This window comes from Streptomyces sp. NPDC001816 (assembly GCF_042892235.1).
GTDB lineage: Bacteria > Actinomycetota > Actinomycetes > Streptomycetales > Streptomycetaceae > Streptomyces.
In genome coordinates, this window is sequence record NZ_JBIATY010000007.1 from 177,134 (window position 1) to 194,748 (window position 17,615).

Sequence of the window (17,615 nt, forward strand, 5' to 3'; positions counted from 1 at the left end):
GCCATTGACCGTGAACAGCTCCGGCAACATAAGCGACGACGAACTCGACGAGATCGAACGACGCTGCGAGGCCGCCAGTCCACCACCGTGGGAGGCATTCGTTGAGGGCCGCGACCACTCCAGCGGTGACGACTTCATCCGAATCGCCCGCGGTGATGAGCCGGACATGTACGTCTTCCGGTCCACTGACGATGGCGTTCCCCCTGCAAGCAGTGAGGATCTCGACTTCATCGCACACGCCCGGCAAGACATAACCCGCCTCATTGCTGAAGTCAGGCGCCTCCGCACCAACCCGGGTTCCCCACGGCCCTGAGCGCCAGCTGTTGATCCACGCCTCGCAATGATCTCCCGCTTGGCCTGGCTCGCTGCGCTGGTGGCACGCACGCGGCCCCTGGTGGTCCTGGCGGACCGGGCCTACTCGTCCCGGGCCATCCGCGAGCACCTACGCAGACGAGGAATCCGGGCGGTGATTCCCCAGCCGGCCGGTCAAGTCGCCAACCGCAGGCGCAAAGGCCGCCGAGGAGGCCGTCCACCTACGTTCGACCGCGAGGCCTACAAACGACAACACCGCCGAACGGTGCATCAACCGCCTGAAGAACTGGCGCGGCTCGGCAACCCGCTATGAGAAGATCGCCACCGTCTTCCGATCCGGACTTCATATCGCCGGCATCTTCATCTGGTCCGCTCGCTGATCCGAGAGGAGCCATCTGAGGAGCGTCAGTTCCAAGGTTCCCGGTAGGGGCTTTCGCCCAGAAGCTTCGCTGCGGCTACACAGAGGTCTTCGCCGAAGAGCTGGTTGCTGCCCCATTCGGAGCCCCACAGGTCGCACGCGGCCTGGGCCACGGCGCGCCAGGAGCAGTCCTCATCGCATCGCCACGTGCGGATCTGATCAGCCATCTCCGGTGTGATCGTCGCCGGGTCAACAGTGTTGTGTGTCATCCCAGCGACCCTAGGGACGTTGCCGAGAGAGTAGCCACCGGATTACGCCCTCGCCCGCCCGGCGGACACGCCCAAGACTTCGCCCTCAGGAATCGGCAGGCGCACAACGTCGGGGCACTCCCAGCCCCAGGAGCTGGGAGTGCCATCCGGCGAACCGCCGAGATCCGAAAGAGTACCTAGTCGAAGAGGTCGAGTTCGTGGAACTCCAGTCCGTCCGGGCCGAGTCCGGTGTTCTCCGCGTGCTCGGCCATCCGCGCGGCGTACTCGGGATCCGCGGCGAGCGAGGTGTAGGTGTCGAAGTCCAGGTCCAGGACATCGGCGAGGTCCGCGAGGTACACGTCGAGACCGGGGTACATCACGGCCACGTACGGCAGGTCGTCGATATCGGTCACCAGCACCGGGTACTCGCCCGTGGAGTCCGGCGAGCCCAGGTAGAGCAAGCGGCGCGAGTCGCTGCCGCCGACAAGCGGCAGACACACGGCGGGCAGCAGTTTCTCGAAGTCGCCGAACATCGCGGCCATGCCGCCGCAGGAGCCGTACATCCACTGCGCCGTCGCCCCAAGCCCCCGGTCGCCGAGGACGGGCTCGGCCGGATCCTCGTACCAGCCGACGTCGGCGAGCCAGGAGCCGTCGAAGGCCAGCCAGCGGCGCAGGCTGGGCGGCAGCGGCCGATCGCCGGCCAGCCTCAGCCGGTCGAGCACCTCGGGCGCCAGCGGCACCGGTTCATCGAGGTCCGGAGCGTCGCAGGTGGGCCAGCCCTGCTCCCGGACCCGTTCGATCACCCGGTCGATCAGCGCGGCGCCGTGCATGTCCTCGTTCATGCGGTGCACTGTGCCACGGACCACCGACAACGCAGGCCCCAGGCCGTCTCTTCCGGATCTTGCCTGACCCGCGCCGCCCCGCACCGCACCTCGCCGCGTCGGCGGAGCACCAAGTACGTCCAGTACGCAGGCGCCCCGCCAACACGCCGATGCTTCCCCTCGGCCCCGCGGGCCTGGGGAGACCCCATGGCACCGGACGACGCAGGCTTAACCGGCAAGATCCGAAAGAGGACCTTATCCCCTCATATGTCCCGGCGTTTCACCCACAACTGGTGCACCAACGAAGGTAGTTCGTTCAGACCAACGAGGCATCCTGAGAAAAGGTCAGAATTTTTCAGTCCCGGGAGCCGGAAGTTGCCCTGGCTCCTTCAGTCCCTTCAAGGGGGCGCAGGCGGTGGGCATCGTCGAACAGGGCGCGCTCAGCGAGGCGTACTGCGATGAGCGCGGCGAGTGCTGCGGCGGCGAGCAGCATGTACATCACGACGATCTGGTAGCGGATCGCTGTGAAGGGGTCGACTCCGGCGAGGATGAGGCCGGTCATGGCGCCGGGGAGGCTGATGACGCCGACGGTCTTGGTGGAGTCGAGGGCGGGGATCAGGGCTGTACGGACGATGGTGCGCTGGTGCGGGGCGAAGGCGTCGGTGGCGGCGAGGCCGAGGCTGAGGCGGGCCTCGATGGCGGGGCGCGCGGCGCGGACTTCGTCATGGAGGCGGGTGAGGGCGAGGGCGGTGGCTTGCATGGCGCCGGAGACGACCATGCCACCGACGGGTATGACGACGCGGGCTCGGGTGGCGATGACGCCGAGGGCGAGCAGGGTGCCCATGGTCGACGCCGTGCCGGCGGTGATCGCCACAGTCGCGGTGGAGAGGGCCTTGGGCAGGGCCGGGGTACGGCGGGCGGCTACCTGACCAGCGATGAGGACCATGAGGGCGAGCCAGCCCATGGCTCCGGCGAGTCCGGTGTGGCGGAAGACCAGCAGCAGGAGAGCCCCGACCGCGGCGAGTTGAAGTGCAGCCCGGACGGCGGCGACGGCGATGTCGCGGGCCAGGTGAAGGCGTCCGTGCCAGGCCACGGCGATGGTGAGAGCGATGAGCGAGGCGGAGGCGGCGACTCCCGCCCAGGTGGGGACGGCGGGGTTCACGCGGGCTCCTTGAGGTAGTCGACGTGGTGGGCCTTGCCCTGTTCGACGAGGCGGCCGTGGTCGAGGACGAGGGCGTGGTCGGAGACGCGGCGTGCCTGTGCGGTGTTGTGGCTGACCAGGACCACGGTCAGGCCGTCGGCGACCAGTTCGCGTACGACGCCCTCGACGGCGGCGGTGCCGCCCGCGTCGAGGGCGGAGGTGGGTTCGTCCAGGAGTAGTGCCTGGGGAATGACGGCGAGGGCCCTGGCCAGGCAGACGCGTTGGGCTTCGCCGCCGGAGAGGTTCGTGGTGGCGCGGTCGAGGTAGGCGGCGGGCAGGTGGGCGCGGTCGAGCAGGGCCGCTGCTTCGTGCCGGTCGAGGTCGGGGCGGCCGACGCGCAGGTCATTCAGGACGGTGTCCGTGAGCAGGACGGGTTGTTGGCCGACGAGGGTGACGTGGCGGCGCAGGGTGAGGACGTTCCAGGCCGTAAGGGGGTGGTCATGGAAGGTGACGGTCCCGGTCGTGGGTTCTTCGAGCCGGTTGAGGAGGCGCAGGAGGGTGGTTTTGCCCGCGCCGCTCGGTCCGACCAGGGCGGTGCAGGCCGAGATGGGGATGCCGCAGGTGATCTCCTCCAGCAGGGCCGCGTCGCCGCGCCGGACCGTGACCTGATCCAGGGCGAACGCGCTCGTCTCCACGGGCCCATCCCCACCTTTTACCGCACTCATGCAACCATGGTTACACCAATTCAATCTCTCCCGTCAGAGGGTCCACGGTCCGGGCCGATAGACAAGCGGGGCTGGGTGTCCGTCGGAGCCGTGCGGGACGGGGTAGTAGCTGCGGTGGGTGGTGGGGTCGACGGCGACGACGTGGGCGCCGTCGGCTAGGTGGGCGCGGCCGGTGACGGTCAGGTGCCCGTTGCGGTTGTCGGCGGTGGTGACCCAGCCGGACTCGGCGGCCACGTACAGGTGGCGGGCGGCGGGGTCGTAGGCGAGGACGTCGGGATCATCGCCCACCTGGTAGGTGCCGGTGACGTGCCAGGTGGTCAGGTCGACGGTCAGCAGGCGGGCATTGCCGTCGCAGGCGACGAAGGCCAGGTGGTCGGTGCGGGCGAGGGTGAGGCCGTGGTCGTGGTCGCAGCCGGGCAGGGGAACGCGGCGGGTGATGCGGAGGGCGGTCGGGTCGATGACGGAGAGTTCGTTGCGGGTCTGGACGTCTACGAGCATCTGCCGGGTGGTGGGGTCGTAGGCGACGTCGCCGCCAAGGGTGACGGTGCCGCGGGACGCTCCGGTGGCGGCATCGGTGATCGTCTCCGAGCCACCGGACTCGTTGGTGGTCCACACCGTGCCGTGCACGGGGTCGTAGGCCAGCCCGTCGGGGTAGTCATCGGTGGGGCTGCGGTGCAGGACGGTTCCGGTGGTCTCGTCAATGGCGGCCACTTGGTTGGCGTCGGTGGCGGTGGCGTACACCGTGTGGCGGGACGGGACGACCAGCACGCCATGGACGCCGGGCAGTTCGTCGATGGTGCGTACGACGCGGTCCCTGTGAACGTCCACCTCGATGATCTGGCTCGCGCCGATGTGGGCGATGAACAGCAGCCCGCGGTCGGGGTCGAGGCTTGCGTAGTCGAAGCGCGAGCTGTCACCCGGCAGGGCGATCTCCTTCACCGGGCGGAGCGGCAGCGCCACTTTGGGTGCCTGGCCGCCGCCCCGGGTGAGCATTACGCCGGCCGCGGCGGCGGCGACGGTGAGGACAAGACCGGCGGTCAGGGCGAGCAGGGTGCGGGGACTGAGACGACGGATCATGTGCGGGCTTTCCCGGGGTCGACGGTGAAGCGGCCAGGTCGTCCCGCAGCTGGCTATCCACGGAGAGCGACGGGACGACCAGGCCGTTCAGTACAGGTAGATGTCGACAAGAAGGGCTGCGACGGCGGCCAGGAGTGCGTAGCGGATGTTGGTGCGGCTCGGCTGCGCGGCCAGTGGGCCGAGCCCGTAGCCGAGGGACGCGGCGGCCAGAGCGAAGACGCCGGAGCCGGTGTCCTGCCAGCTGACGGGGAAGACGATCACGGGTGCGTCGGTGAAGAACTGCTCTCCGTGAGCGGCACGAAGGATCGCGTTCCAGGCCAGGGGCCCGACGGCCGCAGCAAGCGCACCCGCTGTGGGGAACGCTGATAGACCGGACAACGACAGCTGCACGGACCGGTAGACGCCATGGCCGCTGACCGGCCGACCCGCGACCCGGGCGAGTGGGTCCTGCTCTCCTACCGAGTGCCCCGAGAACCCTCCACGCCCCGCATCACGGTCTGGCGCAAGCTCAAGCGCCTGGGAGTCGCCCAGCTCTCCGACGGTCTGGTTGCGCTGCCCGCCGATGCCCGCACCCGCGAGCAGCTGGAGTGGATCGCCGACGAGGCGATCGAGGCCGGCGGCGCCGCCTCGATCTGGCTGGCTCGGCCCGCGACCCACGCCCAGGAGCGAGAGCTGGCCACCGCCATGGCCGACACCCGCGCCGCCGAGTACCAAGCCGACATCGACCAGGCAACCCGGGCCACCGGCGCGGCCAACGCCACCTCCGTCGTCCGCAGGCTGCGCGCCGAACTGCGACGCATCGGCCGCCGCGACTTCTTCCCGCCCCTGGAACGCGACCGCGCACACGCCGCCGTACGTGCCCTCGCCGACGAACCAGGCGGCAAAGCCGGCGCAGCACCGAAGGCCGCAAACCACCCGGAGAAGAACGCATGAAGTGGGCCACCCGCGCCGGGGTCCACATCGACCGGGCCGCCTGCCCCTGGCTCATCCGCCGACACATCGACAAGGAGGCGGAGTTCGTCTTCGTCACCGACCCCGCCGAAGTCCCGGACGACGCAACCCCGTTCGACATGCGCGGCGTGCAGCTCGGCCACCACGGCGGCGACTGCTCCTTCGAGACGACCCTGCGCCACCACGACCTGACCGATCCCGTGCTGTGGAAACTGGCGGAGATCGTCCACGAAGCTGACCTGGACGACGAACGCTACGACGCCCCCGAAGCCCCCGGCGTAGATGTCATCCTGCGCGGCCTGTCCATGATCTGCGACGACGAACGGATCCTGGAGCTGACCGGCCCGCTCTTCGACGGCCTGTACGAGTACCACCACCGGGCCATGCTGATAGGCCGTGCTCCCTCCTGACGTCGTTCGACCATCCGACGAGTCATCCAGGAACACGCCACGGCCCTCGTCATCGCCTCGTCGCCCGAAACCTTCAGCGCCGCCCACATCGCGCTGACCGCCGCCATCACAGGCGTTCTGGCGGCTTCCCCGATCCGCATGGCCCGACATGGCCCCCGTCGCAGTGCCGTCCGCGGCCTCCGTGTACTTGTGGCGGCCCTCCGCGAACATGACGCAGCTGAACCGGGACGGCCTGCCGGGATTCTCCGCCAACGACTGGGCCGCATCCGTCCTCACATACATCTTCGTCAGCCTCTACGCCGACGCCCGCAACCTGGCAGAACCACGCCGCTACGCCCAGACCTGGGCCCTGGCCACCCTCGCTTCACCGGCGCTCAACGTCATCACCACCTGACACGACGAGCGGCTGAGGCGGTCACGTCCGGACGGCCGAAGACCGAGGGCGATATCGTCGCAAAATCGGCAAGTCATCTCGCCCCACCGCACCGAAGATGGCACCGTAAATACGTGTGAAACCGACCAGAACCAGACAGGCCGACCGCTCCGTGCGCTGGAGGCTGCTGCTGGCCAGCGCCACCATGCTCTTCGTCGAGCTGGCGCTGATCAGATGGGCGGGCGCCAACGTCGTCCACCTCAGCTACTTTTCGAACTTCGTCCTGCTGGGGTCGTTCCTGGGTATCGGCATCGGGTTCCTGATCCCCGCCGCGCGCGGGCAGTGGCTCACACGCTGGGCACCGGTCCCGCTCGCGCTTCTCGTCATTCTGGTACGCGAGTTTCCGGTGCAGGTGCGTCAGAGCAGCGGCCAGGTCATCTACTTCACCGCCGTGAAGACCACCGGCCTCCCCGAGTGGGTGACGCTGCCGGCCATCTTCCTGCTCACCGCGGTGATCATGGTCGCGATCGGCAAGATCACCGCCGATCTCTTCCGCCGACTTCCCTCGCTCGACGCCTACCGCTACGACCTGCTCGGCAGCATCACCGGCTCGGTGTCCTTCGCCCTGCTGTCCTGGCTCCGCGCTCCGTCGGTCGTGTGGGGCGTACTCGCCGCCGCGGCCCTGCTGATCCTAGGCGGACGGCGCAACACCCTGCGGTACGGCGTCCCCCTCACGGCGATGGTCGCTGCGCTGTTCGTGGAGACGACGACGGCCGGTATCTCCTGGTCGCCCTACTACAAGATCCAGCTCACGCCCATGACGTCCACCACGCGGGAGTACCGCATCTCCGCCAACGGTGTCCCGCACCAGAGCATCGCGCCGCTCCCGGTGCTGATGCAAAAAAACTCGCCCTATCGGCAGCCGTACGACCGGACGCCCGGCAACCCGCACAAACGCGTGCTGGTCATCGGGGCCGGCAACGGCAATGACGTCGCGGTCGCGCTGGCGCACGGAGCGCAGCGCGTGGACGCGGTCGAGATCGATCCCCGGCTGCAGCAGATTGGCGCCCAGTTGCACCCCGCGAAGCCGTACGACGACCCCCGGGTGCACGTCTACATCAATGATGGACGGGCTTTCCTTGAGCGGACGAACGCCAAGTACGACCTCGTCGTCCTGGCGCTGCCGGACTCGCTGACGCTGGTGGCCGGGGCGAGCAATCTGCGCCTGGAGAGTTACCTGTTCACCCAGCAGGCGTTCAAGGCCGCACGCGATCACCTGGTGCCGAACGGCGCGTTCGCCATGTACAACTACTACCGGACGAGCTGGCTGGTCGACCGCTTCGCCGGCTCCCTCGATGGCGTCTATGGCCATGCCCCCTGTATGACGACGTTCGGCAAGAACGCGGCCGTGCTGGTGGCCGGAATGACGACCGCCGACCAGTCGTGCGAGCGGATCTGGCAGTCCAGCGGCGCGGTCCCGGAGGCCGCGAGCGATGACCACCCGTTCCCATACCTGCTCCACCGGGACATTCCCACGCTGTACCTGGGCGCGCTGGGCGCGATCCTGCTGGTGACGCTCCTGGCGGTGCGCCTGACCGGGGTCCGGATCCGAAGCACGGTCCGTTACACCGACATGTTCCTGATGGGTGCGGCCTTCATGTTGCTCGAAACGAAGAACGTGATCGGCTTCGCGCTCTACTTCGGAACGACCTGGCTGGTCAACGCCCTGGTCTTCATCGGCGTCCTGCTTGCCGTCCTCGCTGCGGTCGAGGTCCGGCGCCGGCTACGGCGGGTCAACCAGCTGCCGCTGCAGCTCCTGCTCTTCGGCACCCTCGCGGCAGCCTGGCTCGTCCCGGTGCACGAGGTGCTCTCGCTGCCCTTCACCGGACGGCTCGCCGCCGCCATCGCCCTGGCCTTCGCCCCCATCTTCTGCGCCAACCTCATCTTCTCGGACCGCCTCGCGCTCGCCGCGGACCCGACATCCGCGTTCGGCGCGAATCTGCTGGGTGCGCTGACCGGGGGCGCGCTGGAGTATCTGGCGCTGGTGACGGGCTATCAGGTGCTGCTGCTGGTCGTCGCCCTGCTGTACCTGGCGGCGTGCGTCGCCATGCGGGTTGGCGGGCGCGGGCCGGGCGCGCAGTCACCGCTAGTGCCGGACGAGACGGTGGCCCTCAACAGCCGCTAGATGTATTGACCTGAAGCGTTGTTCACGCGGGTCATGGCTGGCTGGCCGCCGAGTGCGGTGTGGCAGCGGTGGTGGTTGTAGGTGTGGAGGAAGTCTGCCAGGGCGGCGGTGCGTTCGGTGTTGCTGGTGCAGGGCCGTAGGTAGGCCCATTCGTCGAGCAGGGTGCGGTTGAAGCGTTCGACCTTGCCGTTGGTCTGTGTCCGGTAGAGGCGGGCGAGTTTGCCGGTGGCGCCGAGGTCGGCCAGGGCCTGGCGCCAGGCGAAGCTCTTGTGGGTAGGGCCAGGCGTTGTCGGTCAGGACGCGTTCGATGCGGCGGATGCCGCAGGTGGCGAAGAAGGCTGCGGCCCGTGCCAGGAAGGCGGCGCAGGTGTCGGCCTTCTCGTCCGGGTGGATCTCGCTGTAGGCGAGACGGGAGTGGTCGTCGACGGCGGAGCGAACGTAGTCGAAGCCCACGCTGCTGCGGGTGGCCCGGCCTGCCTGTCGGCCCAGGACCTTGTGGCCGCCGCGTCGGGGATCCGGCCGAGTTTCTTCACGTCCACGTGGAGGAGTTCGCCGGGCCGGTCGCGTTCGTAGTGACCTGCCCGGTGGGCTGGTCAAGGAAGGCCAGGCGGTTCAGGCTGTGGCGGACCAGGATCCGGTGCACCGTGGAGGCGGGCAGGCCCAGGATCGGCCCGAGACGGGCCGGTCCCAGCTTGCGGCAGCGGTGGAGGCCCGGCTGCTCGCCCTCTGCCCGCCAGCGGCGGTCCACTTGTGAGCCGTGACGCGCGAGATGCTTGGTCGACTTCACCGTCCAGCTCAGCGGCGACATCGGATCGCCCCGCTCGTCAGGTTCCACCAGCGCCAGCAGCGCGGGCCGCAGATCCGGATCAACGTCCACGACCCTCTTCCGACCGCCACCGCGCCTGCGTGCCCGGCCCAGAGGCTCCTCACCGGCCTTCAACTGGTCCACGTCCTTGCGGACCGTCGTCTCGCCGACCTGGGCTGTCCGCGCGACCGCCCGGATACCAGGTGCCCCCTCGTCGCGGAGCGCGAGTGGCTGACCGTGTATGTGCTGCCGGCCTACGCACCCGACCTGAACCCTGTCGAAGGTGCATGGGCCCATGTCAAGCGCAGCCTGGCCAACCTTGCCGTTGTCGCCCTCGACCGACTCGAAGTCCTCGTGCGCAACCGCCTCAAGCGGCTTCAGTACCGGCCTGACACCCTCAACGGCTTCATAGCCGGAACCGGCCTGGACCTCGATACACCAACATCACCTTAACCAGCCGAAATCTGTGATCGACCCGGCCCAGGATCATGCGATCCGGGCCGGGCCCGCGCATGCCGGGGTGAGGCTACGACGCCCTTGAGCGCATGGCTGATACCGACGGCCTGCTGGCCAGGCAATAGCCCGCATCAGAGCCTCAAGGTCGGGTCAGGATTCGCAGGTGATCAGACGGACGGCCGGAGCTGAGACCAACTGGGTGTGGGGGGCGCCAGGGAGTCGGACGTTGACGAAGCCGCCCTCGAGCGCGAAGTCGACGCCCTCGGCGCGGCCGACGGAACGGCCGTCGGCGTCGGTGATGGTGTAGCCGGACACGAGTTCGATCGAGCCCTTGCGCCACTCGCGGATCACGCAGACACCTCCGGGAAGTCGAGGTCCGGCTGGGCAAGGTGGTTGAAGTAGTTGGACAGCGTGTTGAGTGCGATGTGGGCGACGATCTCGGCCAGCTCGGCATCGGTCACCCCGGCTCGGCGGGCGTCGGCCAGCGCCGTGTCCTCGACGCGGCCCCCGGTACGCATAACCTCGCGGGTGATCCGCAGCACCGCGTCAGCGTGCGGGTCGGTGTCGTCGGCAGCCTCGCGGGTGCGGACCAGTTCCTCGTCACTCAGGCCCAGCTTCCGGCCCCGCAGCGTGTGGGCACTGACGCAGTACGTGCAGTGGTTCTCCTGTGCGGTCAGGAGCGCAAGCTGCTCGCGTAGCCGGGTGGGCAGAACGCCGCGGCCGAGGTGATCGCGCAAGGCCAGGTAGCCGGCGAGTGCCGCCGGGCCGTTGGCCAGCGCCGCATACAGGTTGGGCAGTCGGCCGAGCTGGCGGCGGGTCTGGTCGAGAAGCCCCGAGGGGTCGTCGGTGAGCTGCGGCATCCGTGGCATGAGTCCTCCAGATGGTACCGATCGGTTCCGTCTTCTTGCGGCAAGACGGTACTGATCGGTTCCGTCATCGTCAAGATCGGGATAGCCTGGTCACATGGCCACCCATGCACGCGAACGCCTCCTCGACGCCGCCGAGGATCTCTTCTATGCCGAGGGCATCCGCGCCGTCGGCGTCGAACGCATCCTGGCTGCGTCGGGAGTCGGCCGGGCCTCCTTCTACAGACATTTCGCCAGCAAGGACGACCTGGTTGTGGCCGTCCTGCAACGACGCGACCAGGCCTGGCGCGCCTGGCTGGCCGAACGCGTGGACGCCTTCGGCGGAGAGCCCCTGGACGTCTTCCATGCGCTGGCCGAGCGTTTCGCCAACGCCGATTTCCGCGGCTGCGCCTTCATCAACACCATGGCCGAGACCGCCGACACCGGCAGCGCGGCGTACCGGGTTGCTGCCGAGCACAAGGAGCGCGTCACCGCGTACGTTGCGGGCCTGCTTGCCTCGAGTGGGTACGAGGATGCCGAGGCACTCGCGCGACGGTTCGTTCTGCTGATGGACGGCGCGATCGTCACTGCGCTGCGGGAACGCACGTCGGCTCCCGCAGCCGAGGCACGCGCGGTCGCGGCAGCCATGCTCTGCAACGCAGCGTGACCTTGCCTAGGAGGTGACACTCCCACGGTGCCGCGAGCCAGGCCCATGGCGTGCAGACGAATGTCACCCTGACGAGCCGAAGTCAGTAACGGCTGAGGCTACTGCGATTGGAGGTCGAGTCCGGTCTTGGCGACGAGTCCTCAATGGGGCGGGGGCGGTACTGCATCCGTTTCAGCCGCGTTTTCACCAACGCGGCGAGCTGGTCGAGGCTGTGTTTGGTGAGGTTGGCCAGCAACCTCTTGACCACACGCCCTCGACGGGGTTGAAGTCGGGAGCGTACGGCGGCAGCTGGTGGACAGTCAGCCATAAACGGGCGGCGACTGCTCGCGGATGGTGACACCCGCCGAATCGGCAAGGACCCCTGCCAGGCCGACGCCTGCCGAAGGCCCTTCCCGTGCGGGTCCTGTCCGTCTCCCCCCTCGGGGAGCAGTGGGAACCCGCGCTCGGTGCGATCAGAACTGGTCCTGTGGGACGTCCTCGTCAGCGAGACCGCTCATGTCGAACTCGGCATCGCCCATCGCCGGCCCGCCGAGGAAGCCGTTCATGAGGTCGTCCAGGTCGATCGTCGTGGCACCGGCCGGAGCGGTGGGCCTGGTGCCCTCGCGCATCCGCAGTGTCAGGCCGAGCTTCTTCACCTTGGTGTTCTCGGCCAGCTTGGCGAGGTCCATGTCCACCTGGGCCAGCTCACCGTTCTTGAGCGTGAAGTCCGCCGTCACCTTGGTATTGGGAGCGTCCTTCAGGTCCTTGTCTGTCGGCAGCTCCATGCCCGGCGGCAGGTCCTTCACCAGTGGCCGGATCTCGCCGAACAGCTCGGTGATCAGCGTGCGGAAGGGGGCCCTGGCGGTGACGTGCTCGCTGCCGTCCCCGCCGCCGGCTGTCTTGAACTCCACCTCACGGGCGATGACCTCGCGGAGGGCCTTCACGAGCTTCTTCTGCGTCTTGGCATCGAGGGACGGCGCAGGACCGCCCTCGGCCTCCTGGTCCTCGGCGGCGGCCTTGTCCATCTCCTTGGTGTTGAACTTCACCCACTTGCCTTCGATGATGTCCTTCATCGCCCCGGCCTCCGGGGGTAGATCGTCAGCGTCCGGCAGGGGGCTGCCCATCGTCTTGCCCATGGCGTCCATGTCGGCACGGATGTAGGTGTAGTCGCCGATCACCCGGTACTCGGCAAGGTCGCCGTCCGGGGTGCTGACCTTCATGGCCGTGCCGACGAGGTCCTTCTCGCCGGACTCCTCGAGTGGCTTCTTCGACTGCACGGTCACAGTGATCTTCGCGCCGCTGAGCAGCTCGGCGGCCTCGTCCGGGATCTCCTCACCGGGTGCGGGGTCGGATGCGGCGTCCAACGCCTTCAGGGACGCGACGTCGGTGTCCAGGTCGAGCTCGAAGGAGAGCGCGTTCTTCTTGCCGAGCTTCTCGAAGGCCCGGTCGAGCTTCTTGCCGGCGGACAGCTGCTCCACCGTTCCGCAGGCGGCGGAGCCCGCGAGGACGGCACCGACAACGGCGGTGGCGGTCAGGGTCTTGCGTATGGCGTTGATGATGGTCTCCTCGTGGCTCCGATCACAACGTGATCGATCAGAAGACTCACAACCCGCCCGCAGGGTTGCCCTGTTCGTCTAGCGACTCGGCGGCGGCCCGGACACGGTCTCGCGTCTACTTTAACGGCTGAGGTTACTGCGATTGGAGGTTGAGTCTGGTCTTGGCGATGAGGCCCTCGATGAGGCGGGGGCGGTACTGCATCCGTTTCAGCCGCGACACCAGCGCGGTGAGCTGGTCGAGGCTGTGTTTGGTGACGTTGGCCAGCGACCTCTTCAGGTGCGACCACACGTCCTCGACGGGGTTGAGCTCGGGAGCGTAGGGCGGCAACTGGTGGACAGTCAGCCATAATCGGGCGGCGATCAGCTCGCGCATGGTGCGACTGACCGACGTGTGTGTTCGAGTTGTCCCACACCAGAACGATGGGGCGCCGAGCTGCTGGTGCGCGGCATCCAGCAAGCGGGCGTAGTCAGTCTCAGTGAAGCCCTTGCGACGGCCCTTGGCGGGACCACGGTCGAGGTGGATGCGGTAGATCAACCGGGGCCGGTGGCCGGCTTTGGTGTAGATCAGCGCCGCCATCGAAACACGTTTGGTGCCTGCGGCGGTGACCGGCATCACCGGCGTGTGGCCCCGCCTCCGAGCAGGATGCCACGGCGCTTCTGCTCGCAGCTGGCTACGGACGTGTCTTCAGCCTGGTCGAGCTGGAGCTGGGCGATCTGCAGCAGTTGCCCGAGCCGGGCAGCGAACTGCCGGTCGGGATACGGACGGAACCGATCGGGACCAGCCACTACCGTGCAGCCTGGAGGACGGTCGTCGATTCGTAGGCGAACACCGGTTTCACTCGGAAATGGCCCTTCCAGGACTTCGTCGACACCACCGACCCGGCATGCTGGAGGGCTTCCTGGAACGGGCACGACATGCTCGGCGTGGCCCTCTGCTCCATCCGCCGTCACGACCGCACCGTGGGCGAGGTCTAATTGGCGCGGGTGCGTTCGAAGCCGGGCCGCTCGGCGAGCCAGGCCGCGGGCGCGTCCGCCTCCCGGTCCGGCAGGAGATCGACCGGGCGACGTGTCTCGACGGTGACGAGCACGGTTCCGTAGATCCGGCCTTTGCGCTGGGTGTATCCGTCCACGCCGACCACGCGAGGCGCCGCAGCCGGAGGATCGGGCAGCGACACGGCCAGCCGCAGCAGAGTGTTCCGGCTGATCGGTGCCCGCGAAGACGTCCGTCATGCGGGAGCCAGCCCGGCCTACGAGGGCAAGACCGACCTAGAGCAACGTTGATCGCAACCGTCCGGTCCGTCGACCGAACCGACGCGTGAACCCCGGCACCTGCTCGGCAAAAGTCCGGCGCAGGCAGGACTCCCCCGCACAGACGCATCGGCGCGCCCCCAACGACACCACGACGAACTTGCCGACTGCTGGCAGGTAACGAGGGAACCGCAGGCAGGAGCCGTGTATTCGGTGCGCCCAACACCCGCATCCCGGGCATGCCGCCCGGGATGCGGTCATCCGGGCCTCGACCCGGACGGCCCTGTCGGACACCTCGACGGACTACACGAACACGCCCTCCACTGAGGAGAACAGCGGCTCATCCAGCTGCGGCCGCACCTCGTTCACGGCGTAGCACCGTTGCCCCCACCGGATTCCGGCCGGGCGATTTTCGGGCGGCCTCAACCCGCAGCACCCAGAGATCAACAGTCACGCTGCGTGCGCGACTACAAGAAGTGGGCCAGAGCCCCGTTCCTGTGGACAGAGCCACTCCTTAGGGATCTGCTGCCGGTCCACTCCGCCGCCGTCGAGGTACGGACGGGGGTTCCGTGGGCGCAAGGCTTGGCCAGCAGCTAAGCGACTGCTTAGTATCTAGCCTGGCGGGAACAGCCTGCCCGTGCCGCCCCTCCCCCTCAGGAGTCCACCGTGATCTCACTGTTCTCCCTCTCCGGCAAAACCGCCCTCGTGACCGGGGGTTCCCGCGGCATCGGCCTGATGATCGCCCGGGGCCTTGTCGAAGCGGGTGCCAAGGTCTACGTCAGCTCCCGCAAGGCGGAGGCCTGCGAGGAGGCCGTGCGCGTCTTTCCGGTCCCGGCCAGGCGGTCGCGCTGCCCGCCGACCTGTCGCGCGAGGAGGAGTGCCACCGCCTCGCCGCAGACATCGGCGAGCGGGAGGAACGCCTACACATCCTGGTGAACAACGCCGGCGCCACCTGGGGCGCGCCCCTGGACGAGTTCCCGGTCAGCGGCTGGGACAAGGTGATGGACCTCAACCTGCGCAGCCCCTTCCTGCTCACCCAAGCCCTCCTGCCGAAGCTGCGCGCCGGCGGGTCGATGGAGGACCCTGCGCGGATCATCAACGTCGGATCCATCGACGGCCTGCATGTCAGCCCGGCCTCGGCCTACTCCTACGCGGCCAGCAAGGCGGGCCTGCACCACCTGACCCGCGTGCTGGCCAAGGAGCTCGGGCCGCAGGGCATCACGGTGAACGCCATCGCGCCCGGCCCCTTCGAGTCGAAGATGATGGCCGCGACCCTGGACGCCATGGGCGAGGCGATCGCCAAGGCGGCTCCGCTGCGCCGGATCGGGCGGCCGGACGACATGGCGGGCGTCGCCGTCTATCTGGCCAGCCGTGCGGGCGCCTACGTCACCGGCGCAGTCATCCCCGTCGACGGCGGCCTCGGCACCACGGTCTGACCGGCCGGCGACAGTTCCCCTCCCTCGCACACCCGAACCCGAGAAGAAGAACACCATGGCCCCCCTCCTGCTCTCCCGCCGCGACCTCGACTTCCTGCTCCACGAGTGGCTCGACGTCGAATCTCTGACCTCGCGCCCCCGCTTCGCCGACCACTCGCGCGAAACCTTCGACGCGGTACTGGACCTCAGCGAAACGATCGCCGCCCGGCACTTCGCCCCGCACAACAAGAAGAACGACACCCAGGAGCCCCGCTTCGACGGCGAGCGCGTGCACATCATCCCCGAAGTCGAAGAGGCCCTGAAGGTCTTCGCCGGCGCGGGCCTGATCGGCGGGGGCATGGACCACGAGGTGGGCGGCATGCAGTTGCCCAGCGTGGTGGCCAACGCCTGCTTCGCCTGGTTCCAGGCAGCCAACGTGGGAACGGCCGCCTACCCCTTCCTCACCATCGGCAACGCAAACCTGCTGCTGGCCCACGGCACCCCCGGGCAGATCGACACCTATGTCCGCCCGATGGTCGAGGGCCGCTTCTCCGGGACCATGTGCCTGTCGGAACCACAGGCGGGCTCCTCGCTGGCTGACGTGCGCACCCGCGCGGAACAGGCCGACGACGGCACCTACCGCCTGTTCGGCAACAAGATGTGGATCTCGGGTGGCGACCACGAACTGACGCAGAACATCGTCCACCTGGTCCTGGCCAGGATCCCCGGCGGCCCGCCCGGGGTGAAGGGACTCTCGCTCTTCATCGTCCCCAAGGTCCTGGTGGGGGCCGACGGGACGCTCGGCGAGCGCAACGACGTCGCCCTGGCCGGCCTCAATCACAAGATGGGGTATCGAGGGACGACCAACACGCTGCTGAACTTCGGTGAGGGTGCCTTCCGGCCCGGCGGGGCCCCCGGTGCCGTCGGCTTCCTGGTCGGGGAGCCCCACCGCGGACTGTCCTACATGTTCCACATGATGAACGAGGCCCGCATCGGTGTCGGACTCGGTGCCACAGCGCTCGGTTACACCGGCTATCTGCACGCCCTGGACTACGCGCGCACCCGGCCCCAGGGGCGCCCGCTCATGGCCAGGGACGCCACCAGCCCCCAGATCCCGATCGTCGGGCATCCCGATGTCCGGCGCATGCTCCTCGCCCAGAAGTCGTACGTCGAAGGCGCGCTGGCTCTCATCCTGTACTGCGGGCGGCTGCTGGACGACGAGCGCACCGCCCCGACGGCCGACGAGCGGGCCAGGGCCGGGCTTCTGCTGGACATGCTCACCCCGATCGCCAAGAGCTGGCCCTCCCAGTGGTGCCTGGAGGCCAACAACCTTGCCATCCAGGTCCACGGCGGCTACGGCTACACCCGCGAGTACAACGTCGAACAGTTCTACCGGGACAACCGCCTCAACCCCATCCACGAGGGGACGCACGGCGTCCACGGCCTCGACCTGCTGGGCCGGAAGGTCGTCATGGACGGCGGCGCGGGGCTCCGCCTGCTCATCGAGACCGTCGCCATGACGACCGCCCGCGCGGCGGCCGCGGACGACCAGGTCGCCGGCTTCGCCCGGCAGCTGGACGCCTCCGTCGCCCGCGTCGCCGCCGTGACGCGGCGCCTGTGGGAGGCCGGGGACACCGAGACCGCCCTCGCCAACGCCTCGGTCTATCTGGAGGCCGTGGGACACGTCGTGGTCGCCTGGATGTGGCTGGAACAGATGCTGGCCGCCGCCGGACGCGGCGGGGCCTTCTACGACGGCAAGCGGCGGGCGGGTCAGTACTTCTTCCGGTACGAACTGCCCAGGACCGAGGCGCAGTTCGCACTGCTGGAAAGCCTCGACCGCACCACCATCGACATGCCCGTGGACTGCTTCTGAGCTTGTCCTACCTTCCAAGCGTGGGTCTGAGCCGGTCATTCGCAAGATCGGCAGACCCAGGAGGGTGCGAGTACAGCGGCGAGCTTGTCGCCGTTGCACGGCTCAAACAACTTGGCCGCCTTGGCGCTCAGCCTCGCCCCGCTCGGTACTTGCGGATGGCGAGTGTGCGC

Annotated in this window: 18 protein-coding genes and 6 pseudogenes; 11 read left to right on the top strand and 13 right to left on the bottom strand. The window is 68.5% G+C overall.

The genetic code is table 11. From position 1 onward, the window contains the following. Positions 1 to 4 precede the first annotated feature (4 nt). Together ACFYZZ_RS25570 and ACFYZZ_RS25575 are read left to right on the top strand one after the other, a co-directional pair. Positions 5 to 313 (top strand): hypothetical protein, encoded by a 309-nt coding sequence (locus ACFYZZ_RS25570; RefSeq protein ID WP_389180192.1) that lies wholly within the window; start codon positions 5 to 7, stop codon positions 311 to 313. 66 nt (positions 314 to 379) lie between these two features. Further along, a pseudogene (locus ACFYZZ_RS25575) lies at positions 380 to 692 on the top strand (transposase); the annotation flags it as partial. A 25-nt stretch (positions 693 to 717) separates the two neighbouring features. Here ACFYZZ_RS25575 and ACFYZZ_RS25580 read toward each other — a convergent pair. The 6 genes from ACFYZZ_RS25580 to ACFYZZ_RS25605 form a co-directional block, all read right to left on the bottom strand. After that, positions 718 to 939 (bottom strand): hypothetical protein, encoded by a 222-nt coding sequence (locus tag ACFYZZ_RS25580; RefSeq protein WP_389180195.1) that lies wholly within the window; start codon positions 937 to 939, stop codon positions 718 to 720. 176 nt (positions 940 to 1,115) lie between these two features. Then, a complete protein-coding gene (locus tag ACFYZZ_RS25585) occupies positions 1,116 to 1,760 on the bottom strand; it encodes a hypothetical protein (protein WP_389180198.1) in 645 nt (214 codons plus the stop codon). A gap of 334 nt (positions 1,761 to 2,094) precedes the next feature. Further along, positions 2,095 to 2,901: an ABC transporter permease gene (locus ACFYZZ_RS25590; protein ID WP_389180202.1), complete on the bottom strand. Its 807-nt coding sequence runs from the start codon at positions 2,899 to 2,901 to the stop codon at positions 2,095 to 2,097. Beyond that, positions 2,898 to 3,575, bottom strand: a complete 678-nt coding sequence (locus ACFYZZ_RS25595; RefSeq protein ID WP_389180205.1) for an ATP-binding cassette domain-containing protein — start codon at positions 3,573 to 3,575, stop codon at positions 2,898 to 2,900. The genes ACFYZZ_RS25590 and ACFYZZ_RS25595 overlap by 4 nt, the downstream gene beginning before the upstream one ends. A 63-nt stretch (positions 3,576 to 3,638) precedes the next feature. After that, positions 3,639 to 4,682 carry a YncE family protein gene (locus ACFYZZ_RS25600; protein WP_389180208.1) on the bottom strand — a complete coding sequence of 348 codons (1,044 nt, stop codon included), beginning with the start codon at positions 4,680 to 4,682 and terminating at the stop codon, positions 3,639 to 3,641. Positions 4,683 to 4,769: 87 nt separating this feature from the next. Next, positions 4,770 to 4,943 carry a hypothetical protein gene (locus tag ACFYZZ_RS25605; RefSeq protein WP_389180211.1) on the bottom strand — a complete coding sequence of 58 codons (174 nt, stop codon included), beginning with the start codon at positions 4,941 to 4,943 and terminating at the stop codon, positions 4,770 to 4,772. A 144-nt stretch (positions 4,944 to 5,087) separates the two neighbouring features. On the opposite strand from ACFYZZ_RS25605, the gene ACFYZZ_RS25610 reads away from it, so the two are divergent. The 4 genes from ACFYZZ_RS25610 to ACFYZZ_RS25625 all read left to right on the top strand — a co-directional run bounded on the left by ACFYZZ_RS25610 (position 5,088) and on the right by ACFYZZ_RS25625 (position 8,601). Continuing rightward, positions 5,088 to 5,615, top strand: coding sequence for a Chromate resistance protein ChrB (locus ACFYZZ_RS25610; RefSeq protein ID WP_389180214.1), 528 nt, complete (start codon positions 5,088 to 5,090; stop codon positions 5,613 to 5,615). Continuing rightward, positions 5,612 to 6,043, top strand: a complete 432-nt coding sequence (locus ACFYZZ_RS25615; RefSeq protein ID WP_389180217.1) for a chromate resistance protein ChrB domain-containing protein — start codon at positions 5,612 to 5,614, stop codon at positions 6,041 to 6,043. The genes ACFYZZ_RS25610 and ACFYZZ_RS25615 overlap by 4 nt, the downstream gene beginning before the upstream one ends. 208 nt (positions 6,044 to 6,251) lie before the next feature. Further along, positions 6,252 to 6,437 (top strand): hypothetical protein, encoded by a 186-nt coding sequence (locus tag ACFYZZ_RS25620; protein WP_389180220.1) that lies wholly within the window; start codon positions 6,252 to 6,254, stop codon positions 6,435 to 6,437. A gap of 115 nt (positions 6,438 to 6,552) precedes the next feature. Continuing rightward, a complete protein-coding gene (locus ACFYZZ_RS25625; RefSeq protein ID WP_389180223.1) occupies positions 6,553 to 8,601 on the top strand; it encodes a spermidine synthase in 2,049 nt (682 codons plus the stop codon). Here ACFYZZ_RS25625 and ACFYZZ_RS25630 read toward each other — a convergent pair. Both ACFYZZ_RS25630 and ACFYZZ_RS25635 read right to left on the bottom strand, forming a co-directional pair. Next, positions 8,598 to 9,372, bottom strand: a pseudogene (locus tag ACFYZZ_RS25630) (integrase core domain-containing protein); the annotation flags it as partial. The gene ACFYZZ_RS25625 and the pseudogene ACFYZZ_RS25630 sit on opposite strands and share 4 nt — an antisense overlap. Next, positions 9,365 to 9,649: pseudogene (locus tag ACFYZZ_RS25635) on the bottom strand (ISAzo13 family transposase); the annotation flags it as partial. The pseudogenes ACFYZZ_RS25630 and ACFYZZ_RS25635, both read right to left, overlap by 8 nt. On the opposite strand from ACFYZZ_RS25635, the pseudogene ACFYZZ_RS25640 reads away from it, so the two are divergent. Then, positions 9,617 to 9,859: pseudogene (locus ACFYZZ_RS25640) on the top strand (transposase); the annotation flags it as partial. The pseudogenes ACFYZZ_RS25635 and ACFYZZ_RS25640 sit on opposite strands and share 33 nt — an antisense overlap. A gap of 153 nt (positions 9,860 to 10,012) precedes the next feature. On the opposite strand, the gene ACFYZZ_RS25645 reads toward ACFYZZ_RS25640, so the two are convergent. Together ACFYZZ_RS25645 and ACFYZZ_RS25650 are read right to left on the bottom strand one after the other, a co-directional pair. Continuing rightward, complete coding sequence (locus tag ACFYZZ_RS25645; RefSeq protein WP_389180226.1) at positions 10,013 to 10,213, bottom strand: hypothetical protein; 201 nt, start codon at positions 10,211 to 10,213, stop codon at positions 10,013 to 10,015. Next, a complete protein-coding gene (locus ACFYZZ_RS25650; RefSeq protein WP_389180229.1) occupies positions 10,210 to 10,731 on the bottom strand; it encodes a carboxymuconolactone decarboxylase family protein in 522 nt (173 codons plus the stop codon). Before ACFYZZ_RS25650 ends, ACFYZZ_RS25645 begins: the two co-directional genes overlap by 4 nt. Before the next feature lie 94 nt (positions 10,732 to 10,825). On the opposite strand from ACFYZZ_RS25650, the gene ACFYZZ_RS25655 reads away from it, so the two are divergent. Continuing rightward, positions 10,826 to 11,374 (top strand): TetR/AcrR family transcriptional regulator, encoded by a 549-nt coding sequence (locus ACFYZZ_RS25655; protein WP_389180232.1) that lies wholly within the window; start codon positions 10,826 to 10,828, stop codon positions 11,372 to 11,374. A 452-nt stretch (positions 11,375 to 11,826) separates the two neighbouring features. Here ACFYZZ_RS25655 and ACFYZZ_RS25660 read toward each other — a convergent pair whose 3' ends face one another. Both ACFYZZ_RS25660 and ACFYZZ_RS25665 read right to left on the bottom strand, forming a co-directional pair. Next, positions 11,827 to 12,831, bottom strand: coding sequence for a hypothetical protein (locus tag ACFYZZ_RS25660; protein ID WP_389180235.1), 1,005 nt, complete (start codon positions 12,829 to 12,831; stop codon positions 11,827 to 11,829). Positions 12,832 to 13,042: 211 nt separating this feature from the next. Further along, positions 13,043 to 13,522 carry a transposase gene (locus ACFYZZ_RS25665; RefSeq protein ID WP_389180238.1) on the bottom strand — a complete coding sequence of 160 codons (480 nt, stop codon included), beginning with the start codon at positions 13,520 to 13,522 and terminating at the stop codon, positions 13,043 to 13,045. Between the two features lie 17 nt (positions 13,523 to 13,539). Here ACFYZZ_RS25665 and ACFYZZ_RS25670 point away from each other — a divergent pair. Then, positions 13,540 to 13,881, top strand: a pseudogene (locus ACFYZZ_RS25670) (GNAT family N-acetyltransferase); the annotation flags it as partial. On the opposite strand, the gene ACFYZZ_RS25675 reads toward ACFYZZ_RS25670, so the two are convergent. Continuing rightward, positions 13,881 to 14,039, bottom strand: coding sequence for a hypothetical protein (locus ACFYZZ_RS25675; protein WP_389180241.1), 159 nt, complete (start codon positions 14,037 to 14,039; stop codon positions 13,881 to 13,883). The pseudogene ACFYZZ_RS25670 and the gene ACFYZZ_RS25675 sit on opposite strands and share 1 nt — an antisense overlap. Positions 14,040 to 14,823: 784 nt before the next feature. On the opposite strand from ACFYZZ_RS25675, the pseudogene ACFYZZ_RS25680 reads away from it, so the two are divergent. Both ACFYZZ_RS25680 and ACFYZZ_RS25685 read left to right on the top strand, forming a co-directional pair. After that, positions 14,824 to 15,593, top strand: a pseudogene (locus ACFYZZ_RS25680) (SDR family oxidoreductase). 55 nt (positions 15,594 to 15,648) lie between these two features. After that, on the top strand, positions 15,649 to 17,445 hold the full coding sequence (locus ACFYZZ_RS25685; protein WP_389180244.1) for an acyl-CoA dehydrogenase: 1,797 nt from the start codon (positions 15,649 to 15,651) through the stop codon (positions 17,443 to 17,445). Positions 17,446 to 17,615: the final 170 nt, after the last annotated feature.

Excerpts from the sequence above, each read along its gene's own strand:
- ACFYZZ_RS25615 (WP_389180217.1), top strand. The coding sequence starts at position 5,612 with ATGAAGTGGGCCACCCGCGCCGGGGTCCACATCGACCGGGCCGCCTGC.
- ACFYZZ_RS25655 (WP_389180232.1), top strand. The coding sequence starts at position 10,826 with ATGGCCACCCATGCACGCGAACGCCTCCTCGACGCCGCCGAGGATCTC.
- ACFYZZ_RS25610 (WP_389180214.1), top strand. The coding sequence starts at position 5,088 with ATGGCCGCTGACCGGCCGACCCGCGACCCGGGCGAGTGGGTCCTGCTC.
- ACFYZZ_RS25665 (WP_389180238.1), bottom strand. The coding sequence starts at position 13,522 with ATGCCGGTCACCGCCGCAGGCACCAAACGTGTTTCGATGGCGGCGCTG.
- ACFYZZ_RS25580 (WP_389180195.1), bottom strand. The coding sequence starts at position 939 with ATGACACACAACACTGTTGACCCGGCGACGATCACACCGGAGATGGCT.
- ACFYZZ_RS25650 (WP_389180229.1), bottom strand. The coding sequence starts at position 10,731 with ATGCCACGGATGCCGCAGCTCACCGACGACCCCTCGGGGCTTCTCGAC.
- ACFYZZ_RS25600 (WP_389180208.1), bottom strand. The coding sequence starts at position 4,682 with ATGATCCGTCGTCTCAGTCCCCGCACCCTGCTCGCCCTGACCGCCGGT.
- ACFYZZ_RS25585 (WP_389180198.1), bottom strand. The coding sequence starts at position 1,760 with ATGAACGAGGACATGCACGGCGCCGCGCTGATCGACCGGGTGATCGAA.
- ACFYZZ_RS25685 (WP_389180244.1), top strand. The coding sequence starts at position 15,649 with ATGGCCCCCCTCCTGCTCTCCCGCCGCGACCTCGACTTCCTGCTCCAC.
- ACFYZZ_RS25620 (WP_389180220.1), top strand. The coding sequence starts at position 6,252 with ATGACGCAGCTGAACCGGGACGGCCTGCCGGGATTCTCCGCCAACGAC.